The sequence below is a fragment of the Streptomyces sp. AP-93 genome (genome assembly GCF_022808175.1).
Classification (GTDB): domain Bacteria; phylum Actinomycetota; class Actinomycetes; order Streptomycetales; family Streptomycetaceae; genus Streptomyces.
Genome location: NZ_JALGBX010000037.1, coordinates 1 through 14,736, shown reverse-complemented (window position 1 = coordinate 14,736; position 14,736 = coordinate 1). Strand labels below are relative to the sequence as shown.

Genomic DNA, 14,736 nt, shown 5'->3' with positions numbered 1-14,736 from the left:
CTGCCTGTGCTGTCGGGCGCAGCACCGACGCCGTTCCCCAGGCTGGTGCCCCAGGACTTATTTAGTGCGTAGCCATAGGTTTGCCCCCTTTCGGGAACGTGGGCGGATGGGTCATGTGCAGAGGCATGCTGCACGCCGCTGGTGTGACATGGCGGCGCGGATCTCCCTGCGCCGGGCCCGTTGTGAGCGTGCGGGGCGGTTCTCGGCTCAATGGGGCAGAAGCTCGTCGAGGAAGCTGTCGATGTCGACGGATTCGGACTCTCGGCCGGCGGGGACGACCTCGAAGGTCTTGGTGAGCCATGCCTTGACGGAAGCTGCCGGTCCTCCAAGGCGTGCGTATCCGGCGGGGGATTCCAGTTCAATGCTGAAGCGGCGGTTCTGGTCGATCGGAGCGATCTTCACATCGCCGATGCCGGAGGGTGCGGCGAGGCCTTGGTCGAGCAGTTCCCGAGCGAACGTCCACTGGACCACATGGTCGGGCGTGACGTCGAAGGAGAACTGCACCGCGTAGGGATCCGCCTTGTTGTAGTAGAGCCGCGCGGGGACCCAAATATGCGAGTCCGGGTCGGCCATGAGCGACATGCGGATTTTCAGTTCCAGTCCGGGAAAGTCCATGGGTGGATTCCTGTTCTTCTGCGGCAACGCCCGGCGATACGCAAACGCCACCGTCCCGCCGGATTCGTGAGGGAGACATGGCAAATTCGGCTTGCTGCGCCTAGCGTTCTGCCGGGACGTTGACAGCGAAGCGGCCTTCTCGGTGGATGACGATCTGGTCGAGGTAGTGCCAGGCTTCGGCGAGGCTCTCGACGAACGATCCGCCGTACGACTTCGTGCCGGGCCGGGCCGGGCCCAGCGGAGGCGCCCTGTACACCAAGCACAGTCATGGTGAGATCTTCGGGACTGCGTCATTCGGGGGTGTGAAGCGTGCAAGACCGCAGGGGCGGGTGCTCTCGACGAGCGAGACGCTCACCCCCGCGGCATGGGGTGGTGGCGGCGGTTGGTCAGACGGCCGCAGTGACCGCGGAGCGGTCGTCAGCGCCGCCGGGAGCAGCGCTGTCGTTGTCGTTGTCGTCCAGGAGATCCGGATCGACGCCCAGGGCTCGAGCGGCGTTCCTCTGGTCGCGCTCGATCAGAGCCGTCACGATCTGCTCGTAACTGCTCTGGATCGGCGGGTTCTTCACGGTGCCGTAGCCGAGTACGTACTGGCTCTTCATGGCGCGGGTGAAGGCGACGTAGAACATCCGCTTGGTGTCTTGGGTCATCTTCGTGTCCTCCCTGTAGAGGACGACAGCGTTGTCGAATTCAAGACCCTTGGCACCGTGGATCGTCGAAACGACCAGGTCGGCCTTGGACTCGAGGTTCTTTCGCTTGCGCTCCTGGTTCTTTTGCTTGTTGATGTTCAGCTTCTGCTGGTTCCGCTGAATCTCGAAGGAGAGCAGGTTGTCGCGCAGCCGATCGAAGAACGCTTTGTGCGTGAGCGTGCCCTGGTGGCAGAGCGTGACCCAGCCGTTGATGGTCGCGCTGTTCTCGATCCACCACTCGGAGATCGTGCGCAGGATCGCCTTCTCAACGTTGGCGTTGGCAGCGTTCTTAGTCAGCTTGTCCATGTTGTCCTTGATCCCCTGGGAGACCACGAACGCGGCGTTGGTCGGCGGTGCCTGCAGGACGTCGTTCCAGAAGAACTTGATGTACTTCGAGAAGATGTCCGTGGCGTAGACGCGGTCGCTAACCAGAGAGGCGACGCGGTGGCCCGGGTAGCGCTTTTCGAGCACATCCTGGATCAAGGACACCTCGCGGCGCGAGTAGGCCAGGAAGGCCACCTGCTCGCCCCGGTCCAGGCACTTCTCCACGTAGTCGGGGATGACCGTGTTGCGCACGATCGCCTGCAGGTCCTGGGTGACGAACCCAGTGAGTCTGGCCACCTCGCGGTACTCCAGGGTGACTTTCTCCTGGAACGAGTCCGCCGTAGGCATTGCGAGCGAGTTCGCCTGCAGCTGGATGTTGGCGAACTGGTTGGTCTCCAGCCCGCCGAGCACGACGTTCGCGAAGTCCAGGATCTCCTGGTTGCTCCGGTAGTTCGTCGTGAGCTTGAAGGTCGCGAAGACCCCCGAACCCTCCAGCGTGTTGAGCGCGCGCGGGTTCGCTGAGCGGAACTCGTACAGCGTCTGCGAGGCATCGCCGACGATGAACAGGGACTGAGCGTGCTTGGTGATGTACTTCAGCACGTAGATGAACTCGAACACGCTGTTGTCCTGCACCTCGTCGATGATGAGGTACTTCGACTGCACGTGGGCCGGCTCGGCCATGTCGTCGATCTTCTGGTAGCAGATGATGATCTGCAGCTCCAGCGACGTCTGCCCGATGCGGTCGAGCAGGGAGATCACCTCGTCGAAGTGGCTCTCGACGAACGTGTTCAGGGCGGTGAAGGCACCGGTCCTGTTCTGGTCGACCTCCAGCAGGCGGTAGCGGAACGTCGCCGCGAACTGGCTGTTCGGGTAGAAGATGTCGATCGAGTTGATGATCGTGTCGATTGCCGAGACCTTGTGGCTCGGGTGGTTCATCGAGTAGATGTCGATGATCATCTTGGCGATCGTCATCGAGCCGACGTCCGGGTTCTTCTCCGTGATGTTGTCGGCCGCGGCGTTGGTGAACGACAGCACCGTGACGTCAGAGGCGGGGACCCCACAGGCTTTGAGGTACTTGATGCGCTCGAGGATCACGGTCGACTTGCCGGTTCCGGCTCCCGCCTGCGTCATCACCAACGGCTCGTGCGTGGTAAGCGCGTCGAGCTGCTGCTTGGACAGGTGGGCTGGCAGTGCCGGAGGCGTGGCTGGCTGCGCGGGTACGACCAGCTGAGCCTTCATGTGCTCCAGGTGGTCGAGCGTGTGGTTCATCAGCAGGCTGAGGTTCTGCTTCGACAGCGTCGTCGCGATCCGGTCGGAGAAGGCCGCATCGATCTGCTTGTGGATCTGGCGGTATGCCTCCAGCGGGACGCTGTAGTTCTCCAGGTAGCGCAGCTGGACGGCAAGCATGTTCAGCTGCTGCTCCGTCGGGCCCGCGGGCATGTCCTGGATGTAGCGGCAGATCTCGTCGGCGATCGTCTCGGAGTCCCAAATCTGGGCCAGGCGCGTGATGCGCTCGTAGATCGGGTACTGGCGCATCCACTCGTCGAACTCATCGCCGAGGTTGGAGGCAGTCAGGCCGGCGGATGTGAGCACGTCCTGAACGTAGTCGCGAGCGTTCTCGAGCGGGCTGGTGTCCCACTGCAGGAAGACGGCAGCGTCGTGGTTTCCGTAGCCGACCGAGCGCGAGACTGCGGTCGCGCGCTCGGGCTCGGGGAGCCCCTCCTTGAAGAAGTACAGCTCCATCCGGTACTGGACGACGAGGTCGCGCGTGGACTTGCCGCCGGACTTGTCCTCGTAGAGCACGAGCGCCTGCGGAGTCATATCGAAGGCGACGTCCCAGTCGTCGAATCGACTGGACGAGGTGTCGACCACAAAGCGGTCGTCGACGTGCTGGCTCGGCAGGGTGAAGGACCCGCCTGCGTTCAGAGCGCGGCGCGTGATCGGTGCGAGCGGGATCGATGTCGTAGTGATGTCGTGCTGTGTCGAGCTCTGCTTGACCTCGACATCGGCGGCCATGGCGTAGGCGGTGTTGGTAGCAGTGTTGATCGGCAGCACGGACTCGTTGAGCAGGCCGATCTTCTTGCCGTTGCCGGTGAGCTTCGAGGAGAAGAACTTCGGGTCGACGGCCTTGTGAGCAACGGCATTGGCCGAGAGATCGAGGTCATCAAGCAGGACAGGCATGTCGTTGCCCTTCTTCGGTGGATCGAGAGGCGGATTGAGAGAAAGCGTGAATCACTTCACGCAGTAATTCCGACAAGAGGTGAACAACCAGTCGAATGCTCGAAAGCGAGCGAAAAGCGCAGCGACAGGGCTGGATCACGGGCGCAGGTACGAACACGGGCGGGGCCATCGACAGCCAACGCGCCCCGCCCGTGCTCCTCTCAACCCACCCGTCAGGGGCCGTTAGGCCCCTGAATCCGAGGTATGTGGCGAAGCCACGCCCCGGACACCGCGCGCTACCCAGGCGCGCGGTCGTTCATCAGCGGCAGCTCACCTCACTTCGAGGTCGAGTCCGATCGCCGGTCGGGACCATCGACGGCAGCATCGCCGGGATCGAGATCCCAGGGGCAAGGCAAGGAGCGCCCCCGGTGAGGAGTGCGCCCGATGCTCCGGCGGATCAGTCGGCTACGCGTTCAAGGTGCGACCAGTGCACGACCCACAGTTCCTTGATGCCGTCAGAGTCCGGCTCGATCTGCTCGACCCACACGCCGCAGTCGGTGGCAGTGGCGATGCCGTCGTCGGTAACTCCACGACGACCGACGACCTTGAACATCTCTACGGTGCGGGTGTCTCGCACGGTCATGCCGCTCTCGCACTCGTTCCACTTCATGATCACGCCTCTTCGTACGCGTCGGTACTGACAGGGGTGTGCCCCTCGCGCACGATGCGCGCATACTCCGCATACGTCTCGCCATCACATGACCAGCCGTTGACCACGGTGCGACCGGACACCTGCACCCGCGCAGGGGACTCGGCCAGGGAGTATCCCCCTCCCGGGTTCTGCCAGTACTCCACTTGCTGCCCTTGTGGGGACGTTGCGTTGAGAGTCCTTATCCAGGTCATAACGAACGGAGACCGCCCTTCCTGAGCAATGAGGGTGTGCGGGTGAGGTACGCCCGGTGCGATGCGGACGCCTGCTCAGTCGTCCGACGGGGATGCCGAGGCTGCGCCGCCGGTCTGGGCGGCGAGCAGGTAGTCTTCGATCCAGGTGCGAACTGCCTTCCGCGCCGGCCGCGCACCCTGGGAGTCCACATAGGTGGTCTCTTCGATGGCGCGCAGCTCGTCGTCGGGCATCACCACGGGCAACGCCTGGGCCAGCCGCGGCTTGGCCTCGACGATCCGCTCACGCTGCCGCTCGTAGTCGGCGGCCATGATCTGCCGGTAGGTCTGCCGGTCGATGGGGTTGAACCCCACGACCAGTGAGAACCGGCCCAACAGCTCGGCGTCGAAGAACTGCCCCAGCGCCTTGTTGAGGCTCTGGTTAGAGACGGTCTTCGGGTTGTCGCCGAAGCCGATCATCTTGCCGTCGAGCGAATCCCGGGCGGCGTTGGTCGTGCAGATGACCAGGGCCTTGGAGAAGTCCAGTATCTTGCCGTGGGCGTTGCGGATGTAGCCTTCGTCGAACGCCGAGAGGAACAGGCGCTGCACGGCCTTGTCGGCCTTCTCGAACTCGTCGAGCAAGATCACCCGGTGGGGGTTGGACTCCAGCGTGTCGAACGGGAGCTCCTGGTTGGAGTCCGATCCGACATAGCCGGGAGGTGCGCCGATGATCTTTGACGTCGACCACGGGCTGTGGAATTCGGTCATGTTGAGGATGATCGGCTCACTGCCGGTCGTCTCCTCGGCGATGATCTTGACCGCTTCAGTCTTACCCACACCCGAGGCCCCGGCGAACAACCACGTCGTGGGTGTCCTCGTCGGGAACAGGGCGAGCTCTTCGCGGGCCAGACGGTCCGTGAGCTTGGCGAGTACGTCGTCCTGGCCCTGCAGGCTGCTGGTGAGCGTGGCGCTCAGCGCGTCAACGTCGAGGTCCTTGCGCTGGGCGTTTCCGGTCATCAGGCGCTTGGCCACGTCGAGCACACGGTTGTTCGTCAGCGGCACCTGTGCCATGGACCGCAAGGTCTGCGCGAGTGCCGTGTCGCCGGCAACCTCGGCCTGGACGATGAGCCTCTTCTGCTCCAAGACCCGATCAGCCATCGCCCTGTCGAGCAGCGTGATGGCGTTGTCCGGCCTGTGCTGGCCAGCCCGGGAGTTCGTTTCGGCGATCTGCACCACCGAGGTCAGGACGTCGTCGGAGACCCCGATCTGGTGACGGTAGTGCGCCATCAGGCCGGGACGGACCGTGGTCATGACGGCCAGCGTCTGCTCCACGCTCAGTTCGTCGACGATGAGCCGGGTGAAGCGACGGGCGAAGGCCGGATCCTCGTCGAAGGCCCGGGACTCGGTGCTGGTGGTCGCACCGATGACGGACATGTCGCCGCGGGCCAAGGCCGGCTTGAGGATCTGCGAGATCTTGCGGCCGACGGCGTCGCCGTGGCTGCCGGACCCACCGGTGATCTGGTGGATTTCGTCCATGAACAGGATGGCCTTGTTCTTGGGGTCCGAGGCGAACTCGACGATCGCCTTGACCTTCTCCTCGAGCGAGCCGACGATGCCGGTCCCGGCGATGATGTTGGTGATGGGCAGCTCGTAGATCGTGTAGTCCTTGAGCTGGTCGGGGATGAGGGCGTCGCCGAGCGCGATGCGCCGTGCGATGTCCTCGACGATCTTCGTCTTGCCGACGCCGGCGGAACCGACCAGCAGAGCGTTGGGCTTGGTCTTGCTGATGATGACCGAGAGGACCTGCCCGATGAGCGTGTCACGGAACATGGTCGGATCGGCGTTCTTGAACTTCTCGCTGTAGTCGACGAGGAGCTCCTTGACGTCATCGGCGCTGCCACTGCTGGACGGCAGTCCCCCGGGCGGGAACTGAGGAGGGAAGCTGCTGCCACCGCCGTTGCCCTTGTTGTCGTCGGAGCCGCCGGGTGTGAAGTTACTGAGACCCACCGGGTCCTCCTTCGGTGCGGGTCGCTCGGCGTGGTGGCGCGCTGGGTGGATGCGCCACGGTGTCCCGAGCAGGGATATGGATGAGTGAGAGGGAAAGCCAGGGGTCGTCAAAAGCGGCACTGCTCTTGACGGTTTCGACGAGCGGCGTGGTCAGCTGACCTCGATGTCGTCTGGCACGGTGGTGGGCGCAGATCTGGTGAGCCCGCTGGCCACCTTCTCGAAAGCGGCGACGGCTTTGCGAAGATCAGAGACGATCTCCGCGGCGATGTCGGCGGGGCTTCTGAGTTCTTCCGCATCCCCAACAGGGATGTCATGCACCGGCCAGACCGTCGGTCGCGCGCCGCCCGGACGAGTGGCCGGAATAGCGACAAGGACGGTGTCGACGGTCGTCCCGGACTGGGCGAACGCCCGGGCCGGAAGTGCTTCGACGTGGCCACCAGGCTGTTCCACGAGCTTTCGGAAGGCTGCCGTGCTGTCGGTCTGTTCAGTGACGGTCCACGACATGACCGACACCAGGAGCCCGTTCGGTTTCAGGAACCGTAGGGCGTGGGCAACGTGGGCCATGTCGGTGCCACGGGTGAACGGTGGGTTCATCAGCACCCGGTCGAAGCGGGGTTCGACCGGGACCGTGAGGAAGTCGGCGACCAGCACCCGGCGTGCCACATGTTTATCGGACAGGACAGTGGCGTAGCTGGGGTCCCGTTCGATGCAGTCCACGATCGCGCCGCGGGCTGCTGCTGTGGCTATGGCACCGGAGCCGGCGGGACGGCTCCAGCACAGTCATGCCGGGCTCAAGGGCGGCCAGGGCGATGAGGCGGCCGGCAACGGGTGCGGGTGTGGGGAAGTACTGAGCGAGGGTGCGTTTCTCCCCCGGGGTCACGACTTCACCGGTGGTGAGCACTGGGGCGAGCGCCTCGGCGGCGCGGACAGAGAAGAGGTGCGCACTCTCAGCCTTCGTCCACCGACCGCCGACCGCTTCGAGTACCTCGTTGACACGCTGGTACAGGGCGGGAGGCAATCGGGGGCCGACGAGCGTCAGGCGATGGCCATCAGTCTTGGTACGGCCTGACAGGGCTGCGAGCACATCCGCGGGGATTCGCATCGGAGGTTCCTTCAGTGCGGGTTGCTCGGCGTGATGTTTGAGAGAGGAAGTCAGCGTCGCCAAGAGCGGTGCCGGTCAACGGAGTTGGCCGCACGGCACCGCTCTTGGCTGTTCTTGGGGGATGCAGGGTCAGACGACCATGCCGAGGAGCCTCTGCCGGATGCTCGGGTCGATGTGCTTCATCGAGTCTGCGTAGCGCTTGGCCAGGTCCACCATGGTCGGCCAGTCCATGGCGGAGCACGGCGCGTAGTACAGGTTCTTCGGGTGGTCCTGACGCTTGGACGGCGGCGACCACTCGAAGTCGGTGATCATGAGGGAGAGCCTGCGCTGGCGCACCCGGCTGACGTTGATGTACTGCCAGATCTGCATGTACTCGGTTCCGCCCGTGACTTTCGGGATCCTGCGGAACTCCTTCCAGATCTGAGCCGTCGACTTGTTCTCCGTGCGCAGCATCACCTCCTGGGACAGGAAGTGGCTGAACGAGTTGAAGTACAGGTTGATGTTGAGCTTCTTGGCGATCCGGATGAGCATCATGACCGCCTCCTGGTAGTTCTCCTCGGAGATCGAGCCGGAGGTGTCGATGTAGATGTGCAGGTCGGGCATGTACTGCACCGAGGTGATCCGGCCGGGCTTGTTGAAGTCGTCCGGGGTCCGGCGGTTGGCCTTGAGGAAGGTCGCCTTCGTCGTGCGGAAGATGTTCTGCGACCTGTTGACCTTGCCCATCCGGCGCAGCACACGGGTGATGTCCTTGAACAGGTCGAGCTTGCTCGGCGGCTGCTTGCGGAACGCCACCTGGGCGCTACGGCTGCCAGGCTGGCCCGGTTGCTGCTTAGCTCCCAGGGCGGCGGCCCGGGCGGCGGCCCGTGGCAGCGACGTGAGCTTGGACAGTGACGTGTTCGAGACAACCTTTACTGGCGAAGCCAGCGACTGGTTGATGAGGTTCCACTCCCCCGTGATCTTCGCCGCGGTGGCCCGGGCGTGGGCCTCGACGTTGACCAGGACGAGGGCGCGCGGGCAGAACAGCTCTCCGACCGTGAACGGCAGAACGCCGGTGTCCAGTGCAGTCTTCTGCTGGCTGGCTTGGGCTCGCCGCTGCTCGACGTAGTTCATGAGCATGTGCACGAGCACCCGAGCGAAGGAGTGCTCATCGTTGGCGTCAGAGTCGTCCTTGCGCACCAGCAGCGATTCGGTGAGCCCCTTCAGGGACAGGGCTGTGAAGTCGTTTAGCAGCTTGGTGGTGGTCGGCGGCAGCGCGCTGGCCATCGTCTGAATCTGCTGGGACAGCCAGATCTTGAAGTCGTCGAAGGCCGCGGAGGACTGGAACCAGAACCCGAGGGCGTCGGGGTGGAAGGTGTAGGCGATCGATGCGAAGAAGGCGCTCTCGTCGCCGGTCCCCGCCAGCAAAGCCTTCGCGGCGGGGAGGACATCAGCCTGAGCGGTGTAGAGCACCCGCGGGGAGGGCGCGGGCATCTTGTTCTGCTGCCCGGCCTGGACGGCGAAGAGTTCGGCAACCGGCAGCGGTGTGCCCTGGTCGAAGTTGATCAGGGTCTGCCCGAGCACCTCCTTGACCGTCTGCTCGCCGGCCACGTTCAGCGTGTCGCCGAGGCAGCTCAGGACCAGATCCGGGATGTCCCCCGTCAGATCGGCACCCTGGGCGTCGGTGATGCTCGCTGGGGCGTTGGGGTTCAGCGGCTCCAGCAGCGGGTCGACGAGAGTCTGCCGGATCGCCGGCATCGGGTCGTAGTCACCGGTGCACAAGATCGTGTGCAGTGCGTCGAGTACGGCCGGCTTCTGGTTCGTGACGGTGATCGTCATAGGTCGTGGTCTCCTTCTGAGGACAAGGCGGCGCCCTGGCGCCGCCGGTGGTGGGGAGGTGCAGCAAGGACTGCAGCCCGCAGCGGCCCCCACCACCGGTGAGCGAGCGATCAGAGGAAGGCCGAGAGGACCGGCTTGGCCTGGTTGACGATCGGAGCGTCGGTCTCCATGAAGGCCTCCAGGTTCTGGCGGTCGATCTGCTGGCTGGTCACCAACTCGATGAGCGTGCGGGTGTGCTCCGGCTCGATCTGGGTCATGGCTTGGGCCAGCTGCTCGATGAGGCGCGCGTTGTCTTTGCTCTCCTTGAGCGCGTACAGCAGCGACCCGGACTTCTCGTTGTCGGTCAGCGTCACGACGACCGCGGCCATGTCGGTCACGGTCGCCGCGGCCTTCAGACTCTGGTAGCAGTTCGGCTTCGGGACGTTCACCCGGCGCTGCTGCACGCCCCCGGCGTTGTTCGCCAGGTCCTGGGCGATGGTGGCCACGAGCTGCGTGGTGAACATGGTGTCTCCGACGTAGGCCTCGATGGCCTCGTTCAGCAGCGTAGTCTCGCGGTCGCCGATCTGGATCGGGGTCGCCAGGTACTGCGTCAGCTGCTGCTGGTCGGCCGCGTTGAGCCACTTCGACACGTTGTCGATGGTGCGCGGCGTGGTGAGCTGGTTCATCTCCTCGCCGCCGTCGAACAGCTCGGCCATCGTGACGTTGCCGTTGTCGTCGTCGTCCTGGCCGTCGGCGACGATGGCCTCGGGCGTCGACTTCTGGAAGATGAGCCCGGGGTACTGCGTGAGCACCGTCTTCACCCAGGGGTTGATGTTGTCGCCGAGGACGGACATGAGGGTGGCGGCGTCGGGCTCGACGCGGAAGATCGCGAAGCGGGACAGGCTTGCCTCGTCGAGTGAGGTGACGTTGCCCTTGTCGTTGCCGGCCACGACGATGCGGACGTTCTTGGGCAGCTCGACGTACCCCATACGGCGCAGCGTGACGAGGGTCAGCGCGCCTGAGGTGACGTCGGAGGTGGTGCGGTTGATCTCGTCGAGGAAGAGGATCGGCCACTCGCGCGGGTTCTTCTCGGCGTAGTCGATGCACTCCTGGATCACCTGGTGCGGGTAGAAGACCTGCTTGTAGCTCTGCGTGCCGTCGTCCTTGGTGTACTGCACCAGGCGGGCACCGGTGAGGTCGGCCTTGTCGGCGAGCTGGTTGCACGGCAGCGTGAAGGCCTGCGTGCCCATGGAGTAGGCCAGGTCCTCGACGAAGCTGGACTTGCCGATGCCGGGTTCGCCCATGAGAGCGGGCGTGGCGCCGACCTCAAGGGCCTGCTTGATGAGGGTCGTCAGGGCGTCGTTGAACTTCATGTCGATGTCTTTTCTGTGCGCGGGCAGGAGAAGAGGCGATGTGCCAGAAGAAGGGGCGGCTCTCGGTGCCGTTGAGGCCGAATAGGCCAAGGGCAGCTCTGTGGCGCGGCCGTGCGTTGTGCGGACTGATCCGGGTAGAGGCCTGCACTCCCAGGACTGGTGGCGATGGGGCTCCGCTGCACATCGCCACCCGATCGCGCTCCGCGCGATCCAGCTCTGTCCCTGACCGGTGCTCAGGCGTCTTGCCGCGGCACTCGTCACCCGCCCCACACTCCGCCAGCAGCAGCTGCAGCTGCGGACAGCCAGTCACCCGCGTCAAGCTCGTGCAGCAGCGGATCACGCCAGCGCTCTATCGGCGTGGATCTTGCGTTGGTGAGACCCCAGGGTCAAGTCGCCCGCACTGCGCGGTCTTGCTGGATGTACCTCCGCAGCCGGTCGCCTTCGTTGCGGTGCGGCAGAAGTCGTTGAGGGGTTTGCCGATACACGCGCGTTACGTCATCGCACCCGCTGTAGCCGGTCACGATAGGGCCTGGGTCGACGCCTGGCGCACCGGCGGGCTGCCCTTGGTGAGCTTGCCGATGCCGGCCTTACAGTCTCCGCTGCGCACCGACTGGGCAAGTCGCGGAGACGGACGGAATCGGACCGTCTGGTGGGCCGGGACGGCGATCTGCTCTCCGTTCTGCGGATTGCGCGCCATGCGCTTCCGCGTCCGGGAAGAGACGAACGTGCCGAAGTTCGTGATGGCGGTGTCATGGCCTCCGGCCGCGGCACGGCTGATGAGGCCGAACACGGACCTGACGGCGGTGCGGGCCTCGCCGTAGCTGATTCCCAGTTCCAGGGCCAGCGCGTGCGCGAGGTCCGTGGTGTTGAGCCTGGTGGTGATACGTACACGTCGGGACATGGATGACTCCTGTGAGATCGAACGTGCAGGTGCGTCCTCAATCGAGCGACGGGGAGCGGGCCTCGCGGTCGGCCACGAGCGCAGCCGCCCGGTCGAGGAGGAAGGGCCGGCCGTTGCGCCGCTCGTTGTGCTTGGGGCGCGCAGGGATGACGTCGAGCGCCGCCTTGTAGAGCAACCACGCGATGTCGCCCGTCGAGTACTCCACGCCGAGGGCGCTGTAGGCGCGCAGTTGCATCCGCATCCAGCCGTAAAGCGAGCCGAGAACCGAGAACTCCCAGCGGGACAGGTCGTGGTTGAAATCGCCGGGATCCCGGAGCTGGTGGCGTGCACCGGCCAGGGCCTGCTCGACAATGACCTGCGAGTATGGGATGTCGGGCATGTCCTCGGCGGTGTTGACAGCTGATGCTGAAATACCGGAGCTCTCGCTGGCGTTCACGGCGAGCTGCGCGTAGAGGTCCTCGATGGAGGCGAAGGCCGGCGTGCTAGTTGCTGCCTTGACGTGAGCGACGATGAGATCGGGCACCGGCTGGCGGGTGAAGGTCGACCAGTGGTCCAGGAGCAGCTCGTACCAGCCGTGTTCCTCACGCAGGACGCGCTTGCCGACGGCCACGGGGAAGTCGTGGAAGTTCTTCGGCAGCGGCATGACGAGGTGGAAACCCTGGCCGGACATCGACAGCTCCGAGTAGAGGATGCCCGGCAGCCGCAGCAGTTCTGTGGCCACACCTGGCGGGCAGTCGGCCTCGACGTCGAGGACGAGCAGCCCGTCAGTCTGGGCTTGGAGGTAGAAGGCGGCGTTCGCAGCGTTCGGTATCGCCGCGGTGAGTTCGTCGAGAGTGAGCAGGCAGGTCTCGTCCAGGGCGAAGGCTCCGCGTAGCGGGCCGGCATGCTGGCAGCTGGGCATGCAGCCGTCGAGCAGGTGCCGTACGTCGATCGGGGCCTTGCGCTTCGGCGGCTTGTTGGGATCGTCGGAGGTCTCTTCTCCGATCTGTCCGGAGATGGTCCACCGACAGGCACTGGCGAGAGTGCGGATCGCGGGGTTGCCGTAGAACTGCGGGAACCAGGCATGAGGGTCGGATGGAGTCATCGTGGGACGCACACTTTCGATCAGATAAGTCAGGAGGGGAAGAGAAAGACAAGACCCCCGTACTGCACGGATGCGAGTACCGGGGTCTCATCGTTGGCCAGCGTGGATCAGCCCTGGTAGGTGATCCCCGCCTGCTGGGCCGGGCCGGAGCCGTTCCAGGGGCCGGTGGCCGCAGGCGAGCCCACGGCCGAACCGGCGTCCTTGAGGGAGGCGTTCTCGGCCTCAAGACGCGCGAGCTTCTGCTCCAAGGTCTCCTGCTGAGCAGGAGCCGGAGAGGCAGCAGGAGCGGGAGCAACTGCGACGGCCGCCGGGGCGGTCTGAACCGGAGACTGCGCGGCCACGGCCACAGGTGCGGACGCCGGCTGCGGGGCCGGGAAGGACAGGCCGTCCTCCACCTCGGTCGCTACCGGGCCGGCGGCCGCAGGGGTAACACTGACAGGAGTGGCCTGAACGGGGCGCGGCGTCCCGTTGAGCACGATGCCACGTGCAGCCAGCTCAGCCTGGTCTACGCCGCCGGCATTGTAGTAGCGCGGCGCCTCGTGAACGATCACCTGTTCGAGGGCCAGGCCGCGGTTGTTGAAGTTCTTCGGCTTGTAGGTGCGCAACACAAGCGTGACGTCAAGGCCCTGCTCGAGCTCCTGGCCGGACTCGTCCTGGTCGTAGGTGCCGTCGCCCTTCGTAGAAGGGATCGCGATGACCGGCAGGGTGCTGCCCTTGGAGTCGATGGCGTAGTTGGGTCCGGTTTCGGGCCGCTTCGGGGAGTCGTAGCGGCGCTCGGAGACGAACTGCTCTTCGAGGGTGGGGTTGTTCGGATCGGCGAACTGGACCTCGGCGTGAACGATCGTCGCGGTGGTGTGCGGCCTGCCGACGGGGTTCATGCCGTTCGTCGTCCTGCGCTGGTCGCTGGCGACGAGCTCCGCACCCTCGATGAGGCGGGCGAGTACAGAGAAGCCGAGCTTCCCGCGGATGAAGACGTTCTTGCCCTCGGTGATCTGGCTGGCGGAGATGGAGTAGTTGGCCATGGCGGTGTGGTTCCTTCGCTCGGTCTGACAGTCGGCGGTTCAGGGGTTCAGTGGCTCATTGGCGTCCTATTGGATAGGGTTCCGAATGCCACTCAACCCCTTATCCTATCAACTTGGATTCGGTTATGAGTAGAATGTCGATGTCGGGCAGAATGGATGCGCACGCTATTCGCAGAGGAGTTGGGGCAGCGATGACGGCTACAATTCAGAGGCCAGCGGGGACGGCATTGAAGCCGTCGGCGCAGACGAGAGCAGCTGCCGGGAGTCATGCCGGCCCGATGGGCTTCGGCAACGGACCCCTCATCGCCGCCAGCGTCATGGTGGGTGGAGCGGCGTTCTTCGCCGGATGGGGCCTGATGCAGCTCGTGACGTCCGACGGCGGCTTCATTCAGGCGCTGCAGGGCAATCACGCTCCGGTCGAGGCACCGGGGAATCCCGGCGAGAAGAACGCCGGAGGCGGCAGCGCCCAGCAACCGAGCGAGGGCGGCACGGGGAAGCAGGACGAGAGCAGGGCGAGTCAGGATTCGACGCCCGGTCGTGGCGACGAGGACAAGCCCAACGGATCGGGCGCACCGGCCGAGACGAAGCCCGGGCCGAAGGCGAAGCCGTACACCATCAAGTCAGGCGATACGCTCACCGCGATCTCGGGGACGACGAGGGTGCCGGTCGACATTCTGGTCGAGACGAACAAGATCCAGAATCCGGATCTCATCTATTGATCAGAAACTCATGGGGTTCTCGTCCAGGACGTAGCGGACGTGTGGGCCGCCGAAGTAGCCGCGGACGATG

The 14,736-nt window shown here is 64.9% G+C and carries 12 protein-coding genes; 1 reads left to right on the top strand and 11 read right to left on the bottom strand.

What is annotated here, in order from left to right; translation table 11 throughout:
• Window positions 1-207: 207 nt before the first annotated feature.
• From MTF69_RS38910 to MTF69_RS38860, 11 genes are all read right to left on the bottom strand, one after another.
• The gene (locus tag MTF69_RS38910) at window positions 208-615 is read right to left on the bottom strand and encodes an SsgA family sporulation/cell division regulator (protein WP_243341424.1); all 408 of its coding nucleotides are present in this window, start codon (window positions 613-615) and stop codon (window positions 208-210) included.
• Between the two features lie 100 nt (window positions 616-715).
• On the bottom strand, window positions 716-874 hold the full coding sequence (locus MTF69_RS38905) for a hypothetical protein (RefSeq protein WP_243341423.1): 159 nt from the start codon (window positions 872-874) through the stop codon (window positions 716-718).
• A 127-nt stretch (window positions 875-1,001) separates the two neighbouring features.
• The gene (locus MTF69_RS38900; protein ID WP_243341422.1) at window positions 1,002-3,806 is read right to left on the bottom strand and encodes an AAA family ATPase; all 2,805 of its coding nucleotides are present in this window, start codon (window positions 3,804-3,806) and stop codon (window positions 1,002-1,004) included.
• A gap of 436 nt (window positions 3,807-4,242) precedes the next feature.
• Window positions 4,243-4,455, bottom strand: coding sequence for a hypothetical protein (locus tag MTF69_RS38895; protein WP_243341421.1), 213 nt, complete (start codon window positions 4,453-4,455; stop codon window positions 4,243-4,245).
• 308 nt (window positions 4,456-4,763) lie between these two features.
• Entirely contained in the window at window positions 4,764-6,671 is a 1,908-nt protein-coding gene (locus MTF69_RS38890) for an AAA family ATPase (protein ID WP_243341420.1), read from the bottom strand.
• A 150-nt stretch (window positions 6,672-6,821) separates the two neighbouring features.
• Window positions 6,822-7,388 (bottom strand): methyltransferase, encoded by a 567-nt coding sequence (locus MTF69_RS38885; protein ID WP_243341419.1) that lies wholly within the window; start codon window positions 7,386-7,388, stop codon window positions 6,822-6,824.
• 514 nt (window positions 7,389-7,902) lie between these two features.
• Complete coding sequence (locus MTF69_RS38880) at window positions 7,903-9,588, bottom strand: hypothetical protein (protein WP_243341418.1); 1,686 nt, start codon at window positions 9,586-9,588, stop codon at window positions 7,903-7,905.
• A 110-nt stretch (window positions 9,589-9,698) separates the two neighbouring features.
• Window positions 9,699-10,940, bottom strand: a complete 1,242-nt coding sequence (locus MTF69_RS38875) for an AAA family ATPase (RefSeq protein ID WP_243341417.1) — start codon at window positions 10,938-10,940, stop codon at window positions 9,699-9,701.
• A 517-nt stretch (window positions 10,941-11,457) separates the two neighbouring features.
• Window positions 11,458-11,841: an HU family DNA-binding protein gene (locus MTF69_RS38870; RefSeq protein ID WP_243341416.1), complete on the bottom strand. Its 384-nt coding sequence runs from the start codon at window positions 11,839-11,841 to the stop codon at window positions 11,458-11,460.
• Between the two features lie 37 nt (window positions 11,842-11,878).
• Window positions 11,879-12,925, bottom strand: a complete 1,047-nt coding sequence (locus tag MTF69_RS38865; RefSeq protein ID WP_243341414.1) for a hypothetical protein — start codon at window positions 12,923-12,925, stop codon at window positions 11,879-11,881.
• A 107-nt stretch (window positions 12,926-13,032) separates the two neighbouring features.
• On the bottom strand, window positions 13,033-13,947 hold the full coding sequence (locus MTF69_RS38860; RefSeq protein WP_243341412.1) for a hypothetical protein: 915 nt from the start codon (window positions 13,945-13,947) through the stop codon (window positions 13,033-13,035).
• A gap of 278 nt (window positions 13,948-14,225) precedes the next feature.
• On the opposite strand from MTF69_RS38860, the gene MTF69_RS38855 reads away from it, so the two are divergent.
• A complete protein-coding gene (locus tag MTF69_RS38855; RefSeq protein ID WP_243341411.1) occupies window positions 14,226-14,666 on the top strand; it encodes a LysM domain-containing protein in 441 nt (146 codons plus the stop codon).
• Window positions 14,667-14,736 lie beyond the last annotated feature (70 nt).